Below are 20,132 nucleotides of genomic sequence, written 5' to 3'. Positions count from 1 at the left end.
AAGGGATACAGGTGAGTGTGGGCTTCTCGGCGACTCTTCTATGAAGACATTGACCGAGCTTTAAGACCGTGCGCCCCACGGTTCTTGATATTAATTGAAGCATTCAAATCCCGGCACAAACTGACCTTACAGTTAGGGCAATTGTGCGTTCTTTGGGATAGCGGCTTTTTAACTTTGTGACCACCCTTCGGCAAGCTCAGGGCATCGCAACTAGAGCATTCTTGGCTTGTCCCGTTTGGATTTACAGCGATTACTTTCAAACCAGCATTCTCGGCTTTGTTTGAAAGAATCGTTATAAATTGTCCCCAACCGGCATCGTTAATACTTTTTGCCAACCATGTTCTAGCGAGTCCTTTTATATTCAACTTTTCCACAGCTACTACATCGTACTTTTTGAGTAGATTGTTTGCAGTTTTAAAGTGGAAATCTTTGCGGGTATCTGATACTTTCTTATGTTGAATACCCAGTTTTTTTATCGCTTTTTTACGACGATTAGAACCTTTCTTCCTACGAGATACGCGACGCTGTGCAGATTTTAATTTGCGTTCAGCCTTGCGTAAAAACTTAGGGGCGGCAATTCTTTCGTCGTCTGAGGTGACAATAAAATCTATTAAACCTACATCAATACCAACAATATTATTAGCATTAAAATCAGGTTTAACCGTTGGAACTCTTTTATCATCAAGGCTTAGAGTGATATAATACCCGTCTGCTTTTTTACTGACAGATACAGTTTTAATATCAAACCCATCTGGAATTTGACGATGAACAATTACTTTAATATCACCTATTTTTGATAGCGTAATTTTGTTATTAGTAAAGTGGTGTCGTTTGAACTGAGGAAAGGTAAATGTTTTATATTGCCCCGCACCTTTAAATCTAGGTCTACCCGATTTTTTACCGTTAACATCACCTTTTAGCCATCTATCAAAAGCTATCTCGACCTTCTTGGGGACTTCCTGTAGCACCTGAGAATGAATACTTGTGTACCAAGGGCGGTCTTTTTTAAGTTGCGTTAATGATGCTTTTTGGCTGTAATAATTCGGTTTATCCTTGAGTTCTGGTAAATGACAAACGAAAATGGAACATCTATCAATAGGAGAACGGTTTTGTTCGTACCAATGGAAGCGTTGAGCCAGTTGATAATTGTACTGATGCCGCAGCATATCTAATGTTTTATCAATTTTTTTGGCTTGTTCTCTTGTTGGCTTTAATCGGTATTGATAAGATGTTCTCATATTTTTCGTTTCCTTTCGACCTGTTTATAATATAACATAAAGGATAGCCATTAACTACCCGTTATGAAAAATAAAAGATTAAGCCTGAGAATGAGCGAAAGAAGAATGCGAATATTGCAAACTTACGCCGCCGCCAAAGATAAAACTATTACGTCCTTAGTGGAAGATTGGATAGATTCTCTTAAATCGGAAAATGTTCATTCGTTGACCAACGATCCTGATTGAACTGCGTTCAATTTCGCCTGTTGGGCAATTCCTCACTCGCGCGTATTGTATTCATCCCACGCTCCGGTATAGTGAGCGTGGGGCTTCTGTCGGGAAAGCTAAACCTTAAAATATGCCAGTTAAATTAACTTTATGCCTTTTGTGACTGTAAGAATCAGCTAAGTCAGACTAGAATTAACCGGGCCAGTTAACCTTTGCTGAAATTCCCAACACAGGAGGTTTAATTTTGACGAAGTTGAAAATTGGTATTAATGGATTCGGTCGAATTGGTAGACTTGTGTTACGTGCTGGTCTTACTAATCCCAATATTGAATTTGTAGGAATTAATGATTTAGTTCCTCCCGATAACCTGGCTTATCTTCTCAAGTACGACTCTACACACGGAAGATTGAAAAGCAAAGTTGCAGCCAGAGAAGACGGGATAGTTATTGACGGTTATTTTATCCCCTGCGTATCCATGCGAAATCCCGCCGAATTACCTTGGGGTAAATTGGGTGTAGATTATGTTGTCGAATCCACAGGACTCTTCACAGACTACCCTGGGGCGGAAAACCACCTCAAAGCAGGTGCAAAGCGGGTTGTGATTTCTGCACCGACAAAAGAACCAGAGAAAGTAAAAACAATGGTCATGGGTGTAAATCATCACCTATTTGACCCAGCAAAAGACTTGATTGTCTCCAATGCTAGTTGTACTACAAATTGTTTAGCCCCCATTGCTAAAGTCATTAATGATAACTTCGGTTTAGCCGAAGGGTTAATGACCACAGTTCACGCCACAACAGCCACTCAGCCCACGGTAGATGGTCCCAGTCGCAAAGATTGGCGCGGTGGACGGGGTGCGGGACAAAATATAATTCCCTCCGCTACAGGGGCGGCTAAAGCGGTGGCTTTGGTGTTACCAGAATTGAAAGGTAAATTAACAGGAATGGCTTTGAGAGTTCCCACTCCCGATGTCTCCGTAGTTGATTTAACTTTCAAAACCACCAAAGCCACTTCTTACAAAGAAATCTGTGCAGCGATGAAAAAAGCTGCGGAAGGTAATTTATCAGGTGTGTTAGGTTACACCGATGAAGAAGTAGTATCTACAGATTTTCAAGGTGATTCCCACTCCAGCATCTTCGACGCGGGTGCAGGAATTGAACTCAATGCTAATTTCTTCAAAATTGTCTCCTGGTATGACAACGAATGGGGTTACTCCAACCGTGTCATTGATTTGATGTTGTCAATGGCCAAGAAAGAAGGATTGATTTAGGTAATGGGTAATGGGTAATTGGTAATGGGTAATTGGTAAAACATTCTTCCCAATGACCAATCACCAATTACCAATGACCAAACCAGGGCTTAACGGAGTGTGCTACCTTAACGTTACTCCTTACATACTTATGCGTCGCACTAAAATTGTTTGTACTATTGGACCTGCTACATCTTCACCTGAGAAGTTAGAAGCTTTGGTGCGGGCGGGAATGAACATGGCGCGGTTAAATTTTTCTCATGGTGCTTATGAGGCTCACGCCCAGGTTTTTCATCATCTGCGCCAGATTAGCAAGGATTTACATAAGCCAATTGCGATTATGCAGGATTTGTGTGGTCCAAAAATTCGGTTGGGAAAATTACCACCGGAAGGACTGATGTTAGAAGCTGGGACTGAGGTAACTTTTGTTTTACAAGAGAAGGGTGAAACTATTGATGAGTTACCCTTACCTCTACCTACTCTCTTTGCTATGATGCGATGTGGGGAAACGATTTTAATTAATGATGGGCGGGTGAAATTAACTGTTACCAGTCGAGACGCTGATAGAATTCGCGCTCATGTGAATATTGGTGGTTTGATTTCTTCTCATAAAGGTGTAAATTTACCTGCAACTCCTTTACCTGTAAGTTCAATTACAGAAAAGGATTTAATGGATTTACGTTTTGGGATACAATTAGGAGTAGACTGGGTAGCGGTTTCCTTTGTGCGATCGCCCCAAGACCTCGAACCCGCACGCCGGATGATTGAAGGCGCTGGCTCAAAAATTCGTCTCATTGCCAAAATTGAACGGGCAGAAGCTGTGGAACAGCTAGATGCTATCATTGCAGCCGCTGACGGTATTATGATTGCTCGTGGGGATTTAGGGGTGGAAGTACCGATTTATGAAGTCCCCCTGATTCAAAAAGACATTGCCCGTCGTTGTAATCAAGCTGGTAAACCTGTGATTACAGCTACTCAAATGTTAGAGTCCATGATTAGCGCGCCCGACCCTACTCGCGCTGAAGCTACGGACGTGGCTAACTCAATATTAGATGGCACAGATGCGGTAATGTTATCTGGAGAAACCGCAATGGGTGAATATCCCATAGCTGCTGTCCAAACTATGCACAATATTGCATTAAGAACAGAAACCGTACTTCAAGAGGGAAATAGACATTCTTGGAGTCCGAAAGCGGGTAGTTTGACGGTGACAGAATCAGTATCTCAATCGGTGTGTCGCATTGCCTATGAAACCGGTGCAAAAGCGATTCTCTGTAATACTACATCAGGAAGCACAGCCAAACTCGTTTCTAAATATCGTCCCAGCACACCAATTATCGCTCTTACTTCCGATTGTACCGCCTACCGTCAATTAGCTTTATCTTGGGGTGTAGAACCGCTACTGATTCAACCTGTTCACAATGCTGAAGAAATGTTTGTGAATGTGGTAGACACCGTTGTAGATAGTGGTTTAGTTCAGGAAGGAGACAAGGTGGTGATTACCTCTGGTGTCCCAATTGGTCAATCTGGAACAACAAGTTTAATTAAAGTGCATTCTATTGGACAGCCAATTACAGCATGACGCATCTAAAATGGGTAATTGGTAATTGGTAATTGGTAATTGGTAATAATTTCTATCACCACTGACCACTGACAACTGACCACTGACAACTGTACGGGCGAAGCATTTGGAGAACTATTTTTGGCAATGACCGATAATTTATCTTCCAAATGCTTCGCCCCTACTAACCACTGACAACTGACAACTGACAACTGACCACTGACATTGGAGTATGTTATGCCTAAGAACTTACTGGAAGCACTACGGGCAGTGACCGTTGTGGTAGCGGATACCGGAGATATCCAATCAATTGAACAGTTTAAACCTCAAGATGCTACTACCAATCCCTCACTGATTACTGCTGCGGCACAAATGCCGGAATATCAGGATATTGTTGATCAGACTTTACTGAAAGCTAAAAAAGATGCTGGCGCTGGTGCTAGTCAAGCACAGGTGGTATCTCTAGCTTTTGACCGTTTGGCGGTATCTTTTGGATTGAAAATTTTGCAAATTATCCCTGGTCGTGTATCTACAGAAGTAGATGCTCGGTTATCCTATGATACAGATGCTACCGTAGCCAAAGCACGGGATTTAATCGCTCAGTATAAGGCTGCTGGTATTTCTAAAGAACGGGTTTTGATTAAAATTGCCTCCACTTGGCAAGGTATCAAAGCTGGAGAAATTTTGGAAAAAGAAGGTATTCACTGTAACTTAACTTTACTATTTGGTCTGCACCAAGCGATCGCCTGTGCGGAAGCTGGTATCACTTTAATTTCTCCTTTCGTTGGTCGGATTCTTGACTGGTACAAGAAAGATACTGGCCGGGATAGCTATCCCGCAGCGGAAGATCCAGGTGTATTGTCTGTAACTAGCATTTATAACTACTATAAAAAGTTTGGTTATAAAACCGAGGTAATGGGCGCTAGTTTCCGCAATATTGGCGAAATTACTGAATTAGCTGGTTGCGATTTGCTGACTATTTCTCCAGGGTTGTTGACAGAATTGCAAAATACTGTCACAGAATTACCCCGCAAACTTGATCCTGCTAAGGTAGCAGGGTTATCAATTGCCAAAATCTCTGTTGATAAGGCTACTTTTGATCAAATGCACAATGCTGACCGCATGGCTTCTGATAAACTTGCAGAAGGTATTGATGGTTTTACCAAGGCTTTGATTTCCTTGGAAAAACTATTGGCCGAAAGATTGGCTGGTTTAGAACGTGAAAAGGTAACTGCTTAGTAATTGGTGATGGGTAATAGGTAATTGGTAAAATCCTTACCTATTCTCTATTACCTATTACCTGCTCTATCTACTTTTTACGGGTTGTTTTCGGATTAGCTAATTCATATTTTGAGCCGCTATTTTTACTATTTTAGTGTTTTGCTATAAGTCCTAAATTGATAATTTTGTGGTTATGCAATCTTTGCTAAAAGCACAACTATGAATAATTAATTTTCCGTCAACTTAATTTGATTTCATGTCTGCTATAGCACCTCTTGTCATAGCCGCGATCGCTTTATCAGTGGCTTTCGGTAGGTGATAATATTTACCTCCGGCTGTTTTTTATTATCAGCATTAGGATTTCCAGAATTTAAGAATGTTTTAAAATTGATTTTGAGTACAAATTCAAGTTATTAATTGATATAAGCGTAAATCTTTTCTGGCATCAACATCAAATTTTAAACCTAACTCCATTCCTGGAGTTGTTTTAAAGTCAGGATCAGTAATAAAATTATTATTATCTTGAATAGTCTCTATGGTAGCTAATTGACAGTATGATTTAGATTTATTTGCTAAAAATACACTATTTCCAACTGATAATGGATATTCTCCATCTGCGGTTAAAATTGCAGCTTGACGTTTTTTCAACCACTCTGTAATTTTCCCAACTTCTTGTGCTTGACCAATTTCTCCATTCAATAATCCATACATAACTTGTTGTGTGGAGAGGTTTTTATATCTGTGATTATCTTCCTTCAATATTTCTTGAAGCAATCTTCCTACCCCACTTTGGTGGGTCTTGCGAATAGTTTCGTTTAATTCTGAATAATTTGAATATAAACTTGGTAAAAGAATTAACCAATCTTCAATTAAGTCTTCTACAAAGGTTTCATAAATAGCATACAAACGAGTTACAACAGCACAGTGATCATAAACACGCCAATCAGTTAATTCAGGGATATCTTGAGATATATTAATGAGAAGTTGTTGAATTTCTTCTGTACGTAGAGAAACATCTCCAAAAGCAATATCTCTAATTTTCTCATTAGTTTTTATAATTGAACGAATTGCAGAAATATTAGCTTTTACAGCCATGAGCAGATTCTGAAACATTGCTTTTTACTCTGCTATGACTTGAGATAACATATCATCAAATAAACTGATTCTTTCTTGGATATCAGTCTTGCTTTTTCCAGCACCCGTCAACAGCTTTAATTTATCTTCTCTAAACAAAATTTTAGTTTTCTCAATAACTCTTGACTTACGTTCGAGTAAAATATCTACATCTGCTAAGTGTCGGCTAAAACCAACCATCACAGCATCATAATAAGCTTTACGTGCTTCATTTGTCCAAGTATCAGACTGAGGATCAAAAGGCTTAAATAATAGCTCTCCATAAATTTGGTGAGCCAGATTTATAGTTTGGAGAAAAATGTTTTTCAGAAATTCGATATCCTGATCGGAAAAGGATAGACTTTTCATCATATATAAGTCGAGAAATCCCTCCATAGTGCTACTAAACTTATCACTGTTACGCAATGCAAAAAAACGCAGAATTAATTCCGCATCTTCCATTTTTTTGTAGAGGTTATTTTTCTGAATTTCTTCATCATCAATAGGAATATTCCAAGATTCTTTAAAAATTGGATTAATTGCTAATTCTAGCAATAATTGATTAAACTGACCATCAAATGAACAATTACGTATTTCTTGACGACTGAGTGCTACTCCTCCAGTATTGATACGTGCAAAAGCAAGCTGTTTTAAAAACAGTGCATCTTCTGGACTAGATTTTGATTTTATAATTAAAACTATAGTGGAAATAGAATGACGATCAATTCCTGCTTTAATATTGCCAGGAAGTTCATTGTATGTACGTCCATTCAGTTCTGGCCAAAGTTCTAATTCTGTTAATTGCAGACGATTTTCATAAAAATCTTGAAGAGCAGTAATTCTCTGTTGACCATCCATTACTTCATAAACATTATATTTCTTTTCATACAGAATAATTGGAGGTACAGGAATGTTAATTAAAAAAGATTCTATTAATTGAGACTGTTTTTTCTTATCCCATCTATTTCTTCTTTGATAAAATGGTCTAAGATCCATATAACCAGGTTTCTTTAAAGACTCTACAAAAGCTGGTAACTTTTCCCGGTTCATTTCTATTAATATCCTTTGTTTTCCTTTTTCATATTTAGCATTTATTTGTTGATCAGACATAGTGATGTGGTTTAGAGATGGTGTTTTTTCCCACATCATTTCTTCAGTTGGAGCTAGAAGTTGCATTGACTACATTCTCCTTCAATGGTGATAAAAATAAATAGACCTATCTACAACTTAGCTTATAAACCTGATTAGTTAAGGATTAAAACAGAATTTACAGATAGGTCTAATGACTATTTTGCTTTCATGTCTGCTATAGCACCTCTTGTCATAGCCGCGATCGCTTTATCTGTCGCTTTTGGTAAGTGATAATATTTACCTCCGGCTGTTTTTGATAATTCCTTCGCAAAGCCAGTGGATACAAACTTACTTTCCGTATCAATTACCAACAACTGCATCCCTGAAGCCCGAATTCTGCCAGCAATATCTAATAATTCGGCTTTGATATCCGGCTTTTCTCCTGGTTCCATGGGTTCACCTAAAGAACGAGCTAAAGGAATATTACCACGTCCATCAGTAATTGCCACTATCACAACCTGCCCGATATCCCCACCCATTTGGGCATTTATCCCCACCCGTACCGCTTGAGTTAAACCATGTGCTAAAGGAGAACCACCACCGCAGGGTAATCTTTCTAACCTATTCTTAGCTAAAGCAATGGAACGGGTAGGAGGTAATAAAACTTCCGCTTGTTCTCCTCGGAAGGGGATCAAAGATACTTGATCACGATTTTGATACGCTTCTGTCAAAAGCTGCATCACCGCACCTTTAGCGGATTGCATCCGATTTAAAGCCATTGAACCAGAAGCATCTACAACAAACACCACCAACGCACCGGCTTTTCTCACTAACCGCTTAGAACGGATATCTCCCTGTTCGACAATCACCTTTTTATCAGGTTGTCTAGCCCGGCGTGCTTTTTGATATGGGGCTGCGGCTCGCAGTGTGGCATCTACGGCTATTCTTCTCGCTTTACCTTTGGGAATCATCGGCTTAATGTACCGTCCCCTATCGTCTGAGAAGATAATACTGCGACTTCCAGATTTACCCTGCTTTTGTGCCATTTGGGTAAAATAAAGCACTTCCGGGTCGAGAATTACCCCTTCTGGATCAAAGATAAATTCTTCGGGAATGTCTGGGGGTTCTTGCTGTTCTTGGTCTTCTTCTTTCTCTTCTTCCTGTTCTTCCTCTTGTTCTTCTTCTGATTCCGACTCGTCTTGATTTTCTTGTGGTGGTGGGGGAGGTGGTGGTGGTTGCTGTTCGTCTGGTGGAGTTTGAATAATTGTGGTTCTGGGAACTATCACCAATTCCACTGCGCGACGTAAATCTTCAGCGGTGACGGTACTGCGTCCTTCTAAGGCTGCTGCGGCTTTGGCTACGCGCACTGCAAATAATTCTGCCCGATGTCCTTCTACACCCCCGCGAATGGCTTCATTGACGAGGTAGGTAATTTGTTCTTGGGTAATGGTGACTTCTTTTAACCATTCCCGTGCCAGGATGATTTGGGTTTTGAGTGAGTCTATATCTTCGCTGTATTGTTGCAGAAATTCTGTGGGAGACTGGGAATAGGCGATCGCTTGTTCAACTGCCTGTACTCTTTGATCTATACCCAGAACTCCGTCTGCTGATAGGGCGATCGCTATTCTATCAAGTAAATGCTCTCTGAGCGCTCCTTCTTCTGGATTATAAGTGGCAATAAACAAAGTTTTGCAAGGATGTTGAAAACTGATTCCTTCCCGTTCAATTTGGTTACGTCCGTCCGATAATACCGATAAAAGTTGGTTACTAATTTGGTCATCTAATAAATTGATTTCATCCACATACAGCACACCACGATTGGCTGTAGCGAGTAATCCCGGTTGAAAAATTGTATCACCTTGTTTAACCGACTGTTCCACGTCCACAGAACCTAAAAGCCGGTCTTCCGTAATCCCCAGAGGAATCTGCAAAAAAGGTGCAGGGATAATTTCCGTTTCTATCTCCTGTCTTTGTCCCGCTAAAAGTTTATCATCCCATTCTTCGGGGTGGTTGGGGTCACAGTTGCTAACAGAACCTTTGACAACTTCAATAGGTGGTAATAAAGCGTGAATAGCCCGCGCCATCACAGATTTAGCCGTACCGCGACGACCTGCAATTACCACACCCCCCAAAACGGGATCTACTGCTGTCAACAGCAAAGCTATTTTAATTGCTTCTTGACCAACTACAGCAGCCAAGGGAAAAGCAGTCATTGTCGGGGTAAGAGTAGGCGATCGCATTGTTTCCTTAATAGTTATTATAGTTTTAGCATAGCAATTCCTGGCACATTTTAGAATATATATAATGGCAATTCCTCAAGGAGCAAGATATATGACTACAATTCAGGTTAAAAGCTTCACCTTAGAAGAATATCACCAACTCACTGAAATTTTCCTGTCTATTAAGATCCCCGACTTCTTTGAGAAGTCGGGGATCTGGTTTCTCTGTTTTCTCAACCTACATTAATCAGAAGTTACCAAAAATCATGAACCAGCGACTAACCCAAGAACAATTAAATCAAATAATTGCTGAAGTTCAAAGTCTGCAATTACGTCAAGAAGCAGAACTTGATCAACAACAAGTTAAAGACATTTTACAAGATTTGAATTTAGCACCGGAATTATTAGATGAAGCCTTAATTCAAGTTCGGCGTAAACAAGCTTTAGAGGTCCAACAACACCGTAATAAACTAATTGGTTTTGGAGTAGCTGCGGCTGTAATTATCGGTATAGGATTCACAGTGTTTTTTAATCAACAACAAGGTTCTTTACTCGCTAATGTTTCTGCACAACAAGATAGAATTACTCTAGAATCAAATAATGGGAATTTAAAAAATATCTCCCGTTCAGCTAATTCAGAAATTTTTTATCGGGTGACTTTAAAAGATGCACCTATAGGTAAAAAGCTCAATCTTTCTTGTAATTGGATTGACCCAAGTGGTCAAATTGTCAAGCAAAATAATTATCAAACCCGTGAAGTTAAAACTTCTATTTGGGATACTTTTTGCCGTTATTCTATTAATTCTACAGCACCAGTGGGTAATTGGAAGGTTGAAATGTTGCTCGAAAATAGGAAAATTAGTGAAGAAACTTTTGTGGTGCAATAGTTATGTTTCCTTTTCATTTTATTGGTTATTGGGGTGATAGGAGAAAAGAGTTTCTCACGCAAAGGCGCAAAGGCGCAAAGGAGGAAGGAAATTTTTTTTGGGATGTTATTTATGTTGGTTGTGAGTCTGTACCTGTGTTACCGCAAAATATGATTGCGGGTATTTCTGCTGGGGGATTTTCTGATGCTTTTGATGTTTGGGTAAGGGTAGAGGAAGATAGGTTAATTTTGGGTAGGGAAGCTTTTGGACGAGTTTCTTTATTTTGGACTCGACAAGGTGGGGTGCTTTGGTTTGCTTCTCAATTACAATTACTTTTAGAAGTTATAGAAAAACCGGAAGTTAATATTTCTGGTTTATATGGTTATAGTTGTTTTTCTTATGTTCCTAATCCTCTGACTCCTGTTAATGAGGTGTTTTCTGTAGCTGCGGGAACTGAGATTATTTGGAAAGATGTTGATAATCCTCAAGTTCATAGTATTTATCAATGGTGTGAATCAAAGTCACAAATTCAAGATGAAAATACAGCAGTTTCTCAATTACAAGTTTTACTGAAAAATTCTATTCAAACACAAATTTCTAATTTAAAAGATGAACCTGTGGGGGTTTTTCTGTCTGGGGGTTTGGATTCTTCTATTGTTGCGGCTTTGTTGGTAGAAGCTGGGATAAAAGTTCGTGCTTACTCTTTGGATTTTGGTAAGGTGGGAATTTCTGAATATCCCTATGCGGAACAAGTTGCAAAGTTTCTGAATATTCCTTTAGTTAAAGTTGATGCTAGTCCTGGTAAGATTAAACAGGCTCTAATTCCTACTATCAAAGTTTTAGATTTACCTTTTGGTGACGGTGTGACTGTTCCTTTATATCTCCTCAATCAAGTTGCTAGTCAAGAAACTCAAGTGATTTTTAATGGTGAAGGTGGTGATCAATTATTTGCTGGTTGGACTAATAAACCTTTAATTGCTGCGGGTATTTATCAATCTGAACATCCTGATAAAGAAGAAAGTTTTATTCACCAATATCTGCGGACTTTTCACCGTCTTTGGGGTTATGAATCAAGGATTTATCAGCCGGAGATATATGCTCAGATTCAAGGTTTAAATGCTCAGGAATGGTTGTTAAATGCTCTTGATGCTAGTTTTTGTCCTTCGTTGTTACATCGTCTCCGTCGTGCCAGTTTGATGTTAAAAGGAGCGCAAAATATTCATCCCCGTGCGACTGCGTTGGGTTTTGCTCATGGGTTAGGTGTGCGATCGCCCTTTTGTGATTTACTTTTAGCAGAATGGACTTTTCAGCTATCTGGGGAACTCTGTCTAAACGGTGCTTGTGAGAAGTATATCCTCAAACGAGCAGCAGAAAATTGGCTACCTTCAGAAATAGTTTGGCGACAAAAACGCGGTATGGGTGTTCCCTTAACCTCTTGGTGTTTAAATGATTATTGGCATGATCTTGGTAATTGGTTAAATCCTGGTATACTAAAATCGGATGGCTGTTTTTTTCCTGATATTGCGTCACAAATTGTTACAGGTGAATTAGGGGGACAAATTCAAGGACGACGAATTGGTGAAAGTCTCTGGTTATTGATAATGTGGCAACTTTGGCATTATCATGTTTTTGGTTCTAAATTAGGCAAAAAGTCTTTATCTCATCCATTTATTTTACCTCGATGGTTATGGAAAAAGTTACAGCAATCCCAAATTTAGAATTAGAACTTGCACAGGAGTTATTGCAAGTTTACGGTTCTCCTTTATACGTCTACAACGGCGATATTTTACGCCAAACTATTTCATATATTACCAAAGCTATTAGTTATCCCCATACTCAGTTTCATTTTGCTAGTGTAACAAATAGTAATATTACATTACTAAAAATATTTAAAAACGCCGGTTGGGGACTTCATGCTAATACTCCAGGTGATATTTATTTGGGTTTAAATGCGGGTTTTTATGCTGGTGATATCGTATATAGCGGTAGTAATTTGAATTGGGAGGAAATGGAACAGGTTCTTGGTTGGGGTGTGACTACTCTCAATTTGGATAGTATTTCTCAGTTGCGTTTATGTTGTGAGGTTTTTTTATTTCGCGCAAAGACGCAGAGAAGCAAAGACGCAAAGTTAAATATTGGTTTGCGGTTGAATGTGTCGGAGGATAGTCGTATTGGTGTTAGTTCGGCTGATTTTGATGAGGCTGTTTCTATTGCTTCGGCTGCGGGTTTAAAGGTGACTGGTTTACATTTTTATCGGGGTACGGGAACTAATGCAACTACTGCTTTTACTGATGTTATTGATGCGATTTTAGCAATTGCACAAAAGTTACCAGATTGGCAATATTTGGATTTTGGTGGTGGTTTTGGTTATCCATATCATCATGATCATTTGGCTTTTGATTGGCAATTATTTGGACATCAATTAACTAATAAAATTAGTAAAATTGGCAAAAATATTAATTTAATGATTGAGCCAGGACGCTCTGCTATAGCGGGTTGTGGTACTTTATTAGTTAAAGTTGTTTCGGTAAAATGGCAAGGAGAAAAACAAATTATCGGTGTAGATTCTACTATTGCTAATATTTCTGTTATTTCTGTACATGGAGGTTATCGAGAAATTATAACTTTGAAAAATTCAACTTCTCAAAAATATCTAACTGATGTTTGTGGAAATACCACATATTCACGGGATTATTTAGGCAAAAACTGCCAACTTCCTGCTTTAGAAATTGGCGATATTATCGCTATTTTAGATGTTGGTGCTTATGGTTATGCTATGTCTTCTCACTTTTTACATCGTCCCAGACCTGCGGAAGTCTTATTAGAAAATGGTAGGCATCATTTAATTCGTAAACGGGAAGATTACAGCATTTTACTTAATAATCAAATCATCTAAAATTCGACTTCTTTAATTATTAATTAATTCCCAAAATAAGAATAGAAGTCGAGTATCTAAAACCACAATTTTTAACCAAATCAAAACTAACAAAACCATGAAATATATTAACTGCGGAACTGACAACAAATTAAAAGACAGAACAGCAAATCAAGGAAGATGTATTAAATGTAATCATCCTTTTGCTTTTGAACCCACAAGTATGGGAACTACAAAAATTACCGATTCTATGTTTGCTAAAACATTAGCAGATATTTCAGCTAGTTATACTTTATATTTTACACCCAAACAACTCCTTTATTTTTTAGATAGTCGGGTTAGAAAAAAGGCATTTCAACCAGCAGGATTTTGGTTTTTATATCTTTTTTTGAATGTTTGGGTAACAGGTTTTGTTGGAGGACTTACTGCTTTGATACCTAATTCTTTTCTTGTTGTTAATTTAGTTTACCAAGCAGGTACAATTTGGTATTTATTTAATAACACAAATTCAAGTAGATTAAACAATGCTAGTCGGAAAGCAAGTGCTAGAACCTTACAAGGACTGGGAGTGCTAATTCTAGTAGTGGGAATATCAGCAAGTTTATTTGTGTTAAATTCTTTCCCTGTTTTCTCTATTGTAGTAATTTTAGGGTTGCTATCAATATTTTTAGGAACTAGACAGTTAGGAAATGTCGAAAATTTACCACAACAATTTTTATTTTCTTCCATAGATTTAGATGGTTGGCTGACAAAATGGCAACAAATAAATGGTAAAGTTGATAAAGTTCTAACTTCACAACAAGAACAAATTGCACCTACATCTATTAACCCCGATATAACAGCTTATAGTTTTGATAGATTAGTAGTTTGTGATAGTGCTAATATTGCACAATTATTAATTGCTAATAATTTCCACTTTGAAAATAATTGTGCAATTCTCAGTATTACTGGTTATCCTCAAAGCATTTTCAATACTACAATGGAAATGCTACGACGTAACCCTGATTTAAAGGTTTATGCTATTCATGATTGTAGTTCCAAAGGTGTCAGTTTAGTTCATCATCTCCGCACCAGTGAAAAGTGGTTTTTAAATAGCAATGTGGCAATTATTGACCTGGGACTTTTACCCCGTCAAATTATTGCGAGTCAGGGAAAAATGTTTACTCGGTTTTCTTCACAGTTAAAAGACGAAGCTAAAAAATTATCTGTAGATATTCGTCTGACTTTAACTGCTGACGAATTAGCTTGGTTAGATACTGGTAATTTTGTCGAATTAGAATCTTTTACCCCACAAAAATTAATTCAAGTTCTCAGACATGGTATTTCTGGAAGCTTGAATTTAGAAAGTGATGATAGTAGTATAATTTTAATTGGTGATTCAGGTATTAATTCAGGAAATGATATTTATATGGTGGAAAGTTTTGGTTGAATAAACATGGATGTTACTAATAATTATTCTAACTGAGAATTTGCTTGTTGTTTTCTAACTGCACGAGCAATCAAGGGAGCTTTCTTTTCTAATCCTGTTAGGGTAAGATCACCATCAATATACATCTGATACCATGCTTGACGCTGACGAAGAACTCGTTCATCATCCCGTAGATGCAATTTTTGTAGAGTAAATTCAGCCTTTTGACGTTCGTGCAGTGGAACTTTATCAGTTATGATTAATTGCAAGGAAGGCAACAGAATTTCAAACCAGTCATTTTCCACTTCAAATGGGTCAAGAACCTGCTGATCAAGAGTACCTTTACTGCTATTGATCCAACCGGAAGCAAAACGGTAATTACTCCATTCATAAGCCAAATGACGATGATTGTCACAAGATAAGAAATGATCTACAGTACCAACAGGTTCATACATTGCACTATAACCGCAAAGATTACTAAAACCATCAGCTAAATCACTTTTAAAATTTGACCAATAATCTCTGAGTTTTCTTTTAGGATCTGTATTTTTTTCTAACCAATTATTACCTGGTTGTCGTGCTTTTAGATCAAAATTTTCCGGTTCTGCTGGAGGATTAAACTTTAACATATTTACTATGAGTCTGATGATTTTTGATTTCTTCTTTCTGCTGTAACTATCCAACGTGGCCAAAATGGATCATGTCCTGGTAAAAGTCTTTGCAATTGCTGATGAATTTCTGATTGTGTTCTCAAATGTTCAGGAAAAGTATTCATATTATCATTTCGCATCCACGCTTCTGCTGCTTCAATTGCGGTTTCTGATTCTTGAGAACGCGCTTGTTTTAGTCCGAATATTTCTGAAGTTAACCATCCTACAGTATCTCCCTGTTTAGTCCACAATATTTCATTTAGTTCGACCTCTTTTCCTTGTAGTTCAAATAGAAATAATTTATCTTGATCTTCATCAAAAATAGGTTCTAACGAAGCCAGTACAAGTGGAGAATGAGTTGTAACTAAAGTTTGTATAGTAATATTTGGCTTCAACTGATTTACCACTGATAAAATAGATGGTAAAATTACTCTTTGCCAGCGAGGATGGAGATGAGACTCAATTTCATCAATTAGTAAAACTATTTCATTTAGTGGTTCTTGCTGCGTTAATTCAGAAGCTTTTTCGTGTTCATACCAAGTCCATACTAACAAATAAGCAAGTCCCAAAATCCGCTTCATTCCTGCTGATGCTTGGGTAATGGGAATATTACCATAAGGAAGATTAATTGTCGGAATATCACGCACATCATCCACAGATACTCGCGTTGATTCTCCTATTTCTATCCATTCATCAGGATGGGGTGAAAGTCGTTTTATGACATCAGATAAAAGTTGAAATGGCATTTTTTGTGGTTGATTTTGCCACGTTACCCAATCTTGAATTAGACCATTACAAAGAACCTTTCTTTTTGACTTTAACCCATTCCAAAGGGTATCTGGAGTAAAATCATAGGCATTTTTATGGTTGCGAGTAGGGTCAAAAACAGAAAAACTACCATCAACACGAACAAAAATAACTACTCTTTTTGAAAATTTAAAAAAATCACCTAAATGCGATTTAATCTGCCATTTTTGCTCAGAAAAATCAAATTGACTCTGAACATCTATTTCGGAAAAAAGTAAGCCGCTATTTTGTATATCAAGTTTGGATATAATTTGTGGTAATTGATTTGTATCTTTTCGCGGATAAGCGGGTTGTTCTACCCAATTTCCGGTAAGTACCCACCAAGCAACATCCAGTAAAAAGCTTTTACCTAGTCCATTATCCCCAGTAAAAATGTTGAGTCTATCAGCAAATTCAACATCAAATTGAGAAGATGGTCCAACAGACCTTAAATGAAGTTCTTTTAACATTTGACTATTTTTTTAATGTAGATTTATTTACCTGTAACCAAATTTCCAGACTTATCAATAACCATAGTTTAACACCATATCTTCCCCAAACATCCCCTTTAAAATCTAACCACTCACGCAATATATCCTGATTGATATAAGCTGAAATCTCACTATTTCTATTTAACAATAATTTCCGCGCTTCCCGTTGCCAATATTTTCTAAATCCTAATTGTACAGGAACCATCATTCCACTTTTAGGACGATGAATAATAGTATCTGGTAAAATATCACTAACTGCTTTTTTCAAAACTGCTTTTTCTTCCACTCCCGAAAGTTTATATTCTGGAGGAATTTGCATACTTAATTCAACTACACGCTGATCAAAAAGTGGTGATAAACCTTGTAAATCTGCTGCTTGAGTTAAATTACTCACTTTTGTCAAAATCTGATCTGCACCTTTAAATTTAATATTCAATGCCATTAATCTATTCAAATAATTGACATCGGCATTTAAATCATCATAAAATACTGAAGATCCATTTTTTAAACTTTGCCAAATTTCCGCTTTTAAAAGTTGCGGTAAATCTAAAGTACACTTTTGAAAAGAAATTAAAAATGCTTGTAATGAATCCTGGTTATTAATAGCACCATATAAACTATTAATTAACATAGGTTGATTTTTGGGTCCACCAAAACAAGGATCTCCACCTTCTCCATTGAGAGTAATTTGCACATTTTCTTGCGCGATTCTGCCTATTAATAAATTGGGAACTGTTAAAGGATCTCCAATAGGATCATCTAAATAAGCCATTGTTTCTGGTAAACGTTCCCACATATCCCGAAAGGTAATTTCTAAGATGTGATGTTGAGTTTGACAATGTTCTGCAACTAAATTAGAAAACTCTAATTCGTTCGCAGTTTCGGTCCCAAAATGAATAGAATAGGTATGAATTGGTGCAGAATGTAATTTTGCTGCTAGTGCGGTAATGCTGCTAGAATCTAAACCACCAGATAGGAAAATACCAACCGGTTGATTTTCGGGTAAATATTCTTTAACAACTTGTTCAAGTAAAAAACGCAATTTTTCACCATACCATGCTAAAGGTTGATTTTTGTCTATAATTTGTTCTTTTAATTGCCAATAATGATAAACTTGTTGTGATGGCATTTGCAGAAAAGTACCAGGACGAATTTCTTTGATATCTTGCCAAAGTGTCCTTTCTCCCGGAACAAATGCACAACAAAGATAATCTCGTAATGCAACTAAATCTAAATTATCAGAACGATAAGGTGTTAAAGTTCTTAATTTTGGGGCTATCCAATAAGTTAAACCTGTGGTAGTATAATATAAAGTGCGTCCACCAATAGCATCCCTAATTAAATATAATTCCTGTTTTTCACAATCCCAAACTACTAACCCAAACATTCCCAATAATAGCTTTAAACATTCAGAATTATATTTTTCCCAAAGTTGTGCAACTATTTGTTGATTACTGCAATTATGATTAATCTTAATTCCTAATTTTTGCAGTAATTCTTCTCGATTACTTAACCAAATATCTCCAACTACTATAAATCTTTTGCTATGACTTATGGCAAATTTATCTGCTGTGGAAATAACTGCAAATTGCTGATCTTGCCAAATTACATCTTCTTTTAAATTATCTAATTTTCCATAAGCTACACACCAACTAGACTTAAATTCAATATTTGTAATGGCAGACTGAGAACTTTTAAAAAAATTAAATAGCATTAGTTTGGGTATTGGATAAGGGGTAATAAGTAAAAATATTAGCAACTACCAATTACCCGTTAAAATCTAAGCAGCGAAATTTGCAGCAATCTCAAAGAAGTCGGGGATCTGAACCAGGAAAAACCCCTGTTTCTTGATAATTTCAGCTAAACTGTTCCTCAGCGTCCAAATTAAATAGCATTTGCAGAGTTTGCATACATCGTCTTCTAGCTTCCACATCTTGCTGGGCGCGTAATTGCACCATCGGATCATGGAGAATCTTATTCACTATTCCCCTTGTCAAAGCCTCAATTACCTCTTGATGCTTTTCGCCAAATTCCGAACCCAAACGAGATAAAGCCTTTTCTAATTCTTGTTCGCGGATAGTTTCGATTTTATTCCGTAAAGAACTAATTGTAGATACAGTTTCTAAACTCCGCCACCAAATATCAAAAGCTTCAACTTCCTCATCTAAAATCTTCTCAGCTTCCTGCGCCATTTGGCGGCGACTTTCATAATTTTGGGCGACAACCGCCTTCAAATCATCAACATTAAAAGCCTTGACATTGGCCAAATCATTGACATCTGCATCCACATTTCGGGGGACAGAAATATCAAATATCATCAATTGTTGATTGGGTTCTAACACCGTTTCCAACTTCACCCGATCTAAAATCGGTTCAGTGGAAGAAGTGCTAGTAAAAACTATATCACTAGCGGCAATAACTGACATCATTTCTGGCAGCAAATGGATTTGGATCGGTTGTTCTGGGAACAACTTCGCCAATTCTTCAGCCCTTGTGCGGGAACGATTAACAATACTAATTTGAGTTGCACCTTTAGAAATCAGGTGTTGTACAAGTAACCGGGACATTTTCCCAGCACCGAGAATAGACACCCGATAAGGAGATAAATTTTCTACTTTCATCTGTGCCAATTCCACAGCGGCCGAACTGATAGAAACCGCACCAGTCCCAATACTGGTTTCGGTGCGAACCCGTTTACCCGCCGTTAAAGCTTGTTTAAATAAGCGATTTAAAATGGTTTTGATGCCATTAAATTGTTGTCCCAGTTTGTGGGTATTCTTAACTTGAGCGAGAATTTGACCTTCACCCAAAACCAGACTATCCAACCCACCCGCAACCCGTAAAATATGGGTGATAGCATCAGTATGCAGCAACATAAACAAATGATGTCTTAAAGACATAATCGGCAATTTGCTATGTTCAGAAAGGAACTGGGTAACTTCGTGAATTCCTTGGGTAGTCTCGTTACTAACAATATAAATTTCTAAGCGGTTACAAGTGCTGAGAATAGCAACTTCATCAACATGAGGATAACTCAGCAGTTGAGCGATCGCACTTTCAATTTGAGGTTCAGGAATACTTAATTTTTCTCTAACTTCTACAGGGGCTGTTTTATGGCTTAACCCCACCACGGCAATATTCATTTTTTAAATAGGTAATTGGTTTGGTGTCAGGTGT

The 20,132-nt window shown here is 37.7% G+C and carries 18 protein-coding genes; 9 read left to right on the top strand and 9 right to left on the bottom strand.

Annotation, left to right across the window (positions count from 1 at the left end; genetic code table 11):
• Positions 1 to 38 precede the first annotated feature (38 nt).
• Positions 39 to 1,238: an RNA-guided endonuclease TnpB family protein gene (locus tag FJR08_RS15040; RefSeq protein ID WP_168633706.1), complete on the bottom strand. Its 1,200-nt coding sequence runs from the start codon at positions 1,236 to 1,238 to the stop codon at positions 39 to 41.
• A 63-nt stretch (positions 1,239 to 1,301) separates the two neighbouring features.
• Here FJR08_RS15040 and FJR08_RS15035 point away from each other — a divergent pair, with 63 nt between their 5' ends.
• The 3 genes from FJR08_RS15035 (at position 1,302) to pyk (ending at position 4,276) form a co-directional block, all read left to right on the top strand.
• Positions 1,302 to 1,463: a hypothetical protein gene (locus FJR08_RS15035; RefSeq protein ID WP_168633705.1), complete on the top strand. Its 162-nt coding sequence runs from the start codon at positions 1,302 to 1,304 to the stop codon at positions 1,461 to 1,463.
• Between the two features lie 226 nt (positions 1,464 to 1,689).
• Complete coding sequence (gene gap, locus FJR08_RS15030; protein WP_015080659.1) at positions 1,690 to 2,715, top strand: type I glyceraldehyde-3-phosphate dehydrogenase; 1,026 nt, start codon at positions 1,690 to 1,692, stop codon at positions 2,713 to 2,715.
• A gap of 130 nt (positions 2,716 to 2,845) precedes the next feature.
• Positions 2,846 to 4,276 carry a pyruvate kinase gene (pyk, locus tag FJR08_RS15025; RefSeq protein WP_015080658.1) on the top strand — a complete coding sequence of 477 codons (1,431 nt, stop codon included), beginning with the start codon at positions 2,846 to 2,848 and terminating at the stop codon, positions 4,274 to 4,276.
• A gap of 5 nt (positions 4,277 to 4,281) precedes the next feature.
• Here pyk and FJR08_RS15020 read toward each other — a convergent pair whose 3' ends face one another.
• Positions 4,282 to 4,467 carry a hypothetical protein gene (locus tag FJR08_RS15020; RefSeq protein ID WP_083881467.1) on the bottom strand — a complete coding sequence of 62 codons (186 nt, stop codon included), beginning with the start codon at positions 4,465 to 4,467 and terminating at the stop codon, positions 4,282 to 4,284.
• Positions 4,468 to 4,492: 25 nt separating this feature from the next.
• Between FJR08_RS15020 and FJR08_RS15015 the strand changes: the two genes are divergently transcribed.
• Positions 4,493 to 5,494 carry a transaldolase gene (locus FJR08_RS15015; protein WP_168633704.1) on the top strand — a complete coding sequence of 334 codons (1,002 nt, stop codon included), beginning with the start codon at positions 4,493 to 4,495 and terminating at the stop codon, positions 5,492 to 5,494.
• Positions 5,495 to 5,881: 387 nt separating this feature from the next.
• Here FJR08_RS15015 and FJR08_RS15010 read toward each other — a convergent pair whose 3' ends face one another.
• From FJR08_RS15010 to bchD, 3 genes are all read right to left on the bottom strand, one after another.
• Positions 5,882 to 6,589: an MAE_28990/MAE_18760 family HEPN-like nuclease gene (locus tag FJR08_RS15010; protein ID WP_168633703.1), complete on the bottom strand. Its 708-nt coding sequence runs from the start codon at positions 6,587 to 6,589 to the stop codon at positions 5,882 to 5,884.
• Between the two features lie 6 nt (positions 6,590 to 6,595).
• Entirely contained in the window at positions 6,596 to 7,765 is a 1,170-nt protein-coding gene (locus FJR08_RS15005; protein ID WP_168633702.1) for a DUF262 domain-containing protein, read from the bottom strand.
• A gap of 110 nt (positions 7,766 to 7,875) precedes the next feature.
• Complete coding sequence (gene bchD / locus FJR08_RS15000; protein WP_015080654.1) at positions 7,876 to 9,900, bottom strand: magnesium chelatase ATPase subunit D; 2,025 nt, start codon at positions 9,898 to 9,900, stop codon at positions 7,876 to 7,878.
• 91 nt (positions 9,901 to 9,991) lie between these two features.
• On the opposite strand from bchD, the gene FJR08_RS24040 reads away from it, so the two are divergent.
• The 5 genes from FJR08_RS24040 (at position 9,992) to FJR08_RS14980 (ending at position 15,049) form a co-directional block, all read left to right on the top strand.
• Complete coding sequence (locus FJR08_RS24040) at positions 9,992 to 10,126, top strand: hypothetical protein (RefSeq protein ID WP_256369728.1); 135 nt, start codon at positions 9,992 to 9,994, stop codon at positions 10,124 to 10,126.
• A gap of 19 nt (positions 10,127 to 10,145) precedes the next feature.
• Entirely contained in the window at positions 10,146 to 10,766 is a 621-nt protein-coding gene (locus FJR08_RS14995; protein ID WP_168633701.1) for a DUF3859 domain-containing protein, read from the top strand.
• A 2-nt stretch (positions 10,767 to 10,768) separates the two neighbouring features.
• Positions 10,769 to 12,463 carry an asparagine synthetase B gene (locus FJR08_RS14990; protein WP_168633700.1) on the top strand — a complete coding sequence of 565 codons (1,695 nt, stop codon included), beginning with the start codon at positions 10,769 to 10,771 and terminating at the stop codon, positions 12,461 to 12,463.
• Positions 12,427 to 13,641 carry a decarboxylase gene (locus FJR08_RS14985; protein WP_168633699.1) on the top strand — a complete coding sequence of 405 codons (1,215 nt, stop codon included), beginning with the start codon at positions 12,427 to 12,429 and terminating at the stop codon, positions 13,639 to 13,641. The genes FJR08_RS14990 and FJR08_RS14985 overlap by 37 nt, the downstream gene beginning before the upstream one ends.
• Before the next feature lie 97 nt (positions 13,642 to 13,738).
• Positions 13,739 to 15,049: a hypothetical protein gene (locus FJR08_RS14980; protein WP_168633698.1), complete on the top strand. Its 1,311-nt coding sequence runs from the start codon at positions 13,739 to 13,741 to the stop codon at positions 15,047 to 15,049.
• Positions 15,050 to 15,072: 23 nt separating this feature from the next.
• On the opposite strand, the gene FJR08_RS14975 is transcribed toward FJR08_RS14980, so the two are convergent.
• The 4 genes from FJR08_RS14975 to FJR08_RS14960 form a co-directional block, all read right to left on the bottom strand.
• On the bottom strand, positions 15,073 to 15,657 hold the full coding sequence (locus FJR08_RS14975) for a hypothetical protein (protein WP_015080649.1): 585 nt from the start codon (positions 15,655 to 15,657) through the stop codon (positions 15,073 to 15,075).
• Positions 15,658 to 15,662: 5 nt separating this feature from the next.
• Positions 15,663 to 16,934, bottom strand: a complete 1,272-nt coding sequence (locus FJR08_RS14970; RefSeq protein ID WP_168633697.1) for an AAA family ATPase — start codon at positions 16,932 to 16,934, stop codon at positions 15,663 to 15,665.
• A 4-nt stretch (positions 16,935 to 16,938) separates the two neighbouring features.
• Entirely contained in the window at positions 16,939 to 18,669 is a 1,731-nt protein-coding gene (locus FJR08_RS14965) for an asparagine synthetase B (RefSeq protein WP_168633696.1), read from the bottom strand.
• Positions 18,670 to 18,811: 142 nt separating this feature from the next.
• On the bottom strand, positions 18,812 to 20,098 hold the full coding sequence (locus FJR08_RS14960) for a glutamyl-tRNA reductase (protein WP_168633695.1): 1,287 nt from the start codon (positions 20,096 to 20,098) through the stop codon (positions 18,812 to 18,814).
• Positions 20,099 to 20,132: the final 34 nt, after the last annotated feature.

Origin of the sequence: Dolichospermum sp. UHCC 0260 (assembly GCF_009711985.1) — a bacterium.
GTDB lineage: Bacteria > Cyanobacteriota > Cyanobacteriia > Cyanobacteriales > Nostocaceae > Dolichospermum > Dolichospermum lemmermannii.
This window is presented reverse-complemented; position numbering and strand designations above follow the sequence as displayed.

Coding starts and splice junctions, on each gene's coding strand:
- FJR08_RS15040 (WP_168633706.1), bottom strand. CDS start 1,238: ATGAGAACATCTTATCAATACCGATTAAAGCCAACAAGAGAACAAGCC.
- FJR08_RS15035 (WP_168633705.1), top strand. CDS start 1,302: ATGAAAAATAAAAGATTAAGCCTGAGAATGAGCGAAAGAAGAATGCGA.
- pyk (WP_015080658.1), top strand. CDS start 2,846: ATGCGTCGCACTAAAATTGTTTGTACTATTGGACCTGCTACATCTTCA.
- FJR08_RS15015 (WP_168633704.1), top strand. CDS start 4,493: ATGCCTAAGAACTTACTGGAAGCACTACGGGCAGTGACCGTTGTGGTA.
- FJR08_RS15010 (WP_168633703.1), bottom strand. CDS start 6,589: ATGTTTCAGAATCTGCTCATGGCTGTAAAAGCTAATATTTCTGCAATT.
- FJR08_RS15005 (WP_168633702.1), bottom strand. CDS start 7,765: ATGCAACTTCTAGCTCCAACTGAAGAAATGATGTGGGAAAAAACACCA.
- bchD (WP_015080654.1), bottom strand. CDS start 9,900: ATGCGATCGCCTACTCTTACCCCGACAATGACTGCTTTTCCCTTGGCT.
- FJR08_RS24040 (WP_256369728.1), top strand. CDS start 9,992: ATGACTACAATTCAGGTTAAAAGCTTCACCTTAGAAGAATATCACCAA.
- FJR08_RS14995 (WP_168633701.1), top strand. CDS start 10,146: ATGAACCAGCGACTAACCCAAGAACAATTAAATCAAATAATTGCTGAA.
- FJR08_RS14990 (WP_168633700.1), top strand. CDS start 10,769: ATGTTTCCTTTTCATTTTATTGGTTATTGGGGTGATAGGAGAAAAGAG.
- FJR08_RS14985 (WP_168633699.1), top strand. CDS start 12,427: ATGGTTATGGAAAAAGTTACAGCAATCCCAAATTTAGAATTAGAACTT.
- FJR08_RS14980 (WP_168633698.1), top strand. CDS start 13,739: ATGAAATATATTAACTGCGGAACTGACAACAAATTAAAAGACAGAACA.
- FJR08_RS14975 (WP_015080649.1), bottom strand. CDS start 15,657: ATGTTAAAGTTTAATCCTCCAGCAGAACCGGAAAATTTTGATCTAAAA.
- FJR08_RS14970 (WP_168633697.1), bottom strand. CDS start 16,934: ATGTTAAAAGAACTTCATTTAAGGTCTGTTGGACCATCTTCTCAATTT.
- FJR08_RS14965 (WP_168633696.1), bottom strand. CDS start 18,669: ATGCTATTTAATTTTTTTAAAAGTTCTCAGTCTGCCATTACAAATATT.
- FJR08_RS14960 (WP_168633695.1), bottom strand. CDS start 20,098: ATGAATATTGCCGTGGTGGGGTTAAGCCATAAAACAGCCCCTGTAGAA.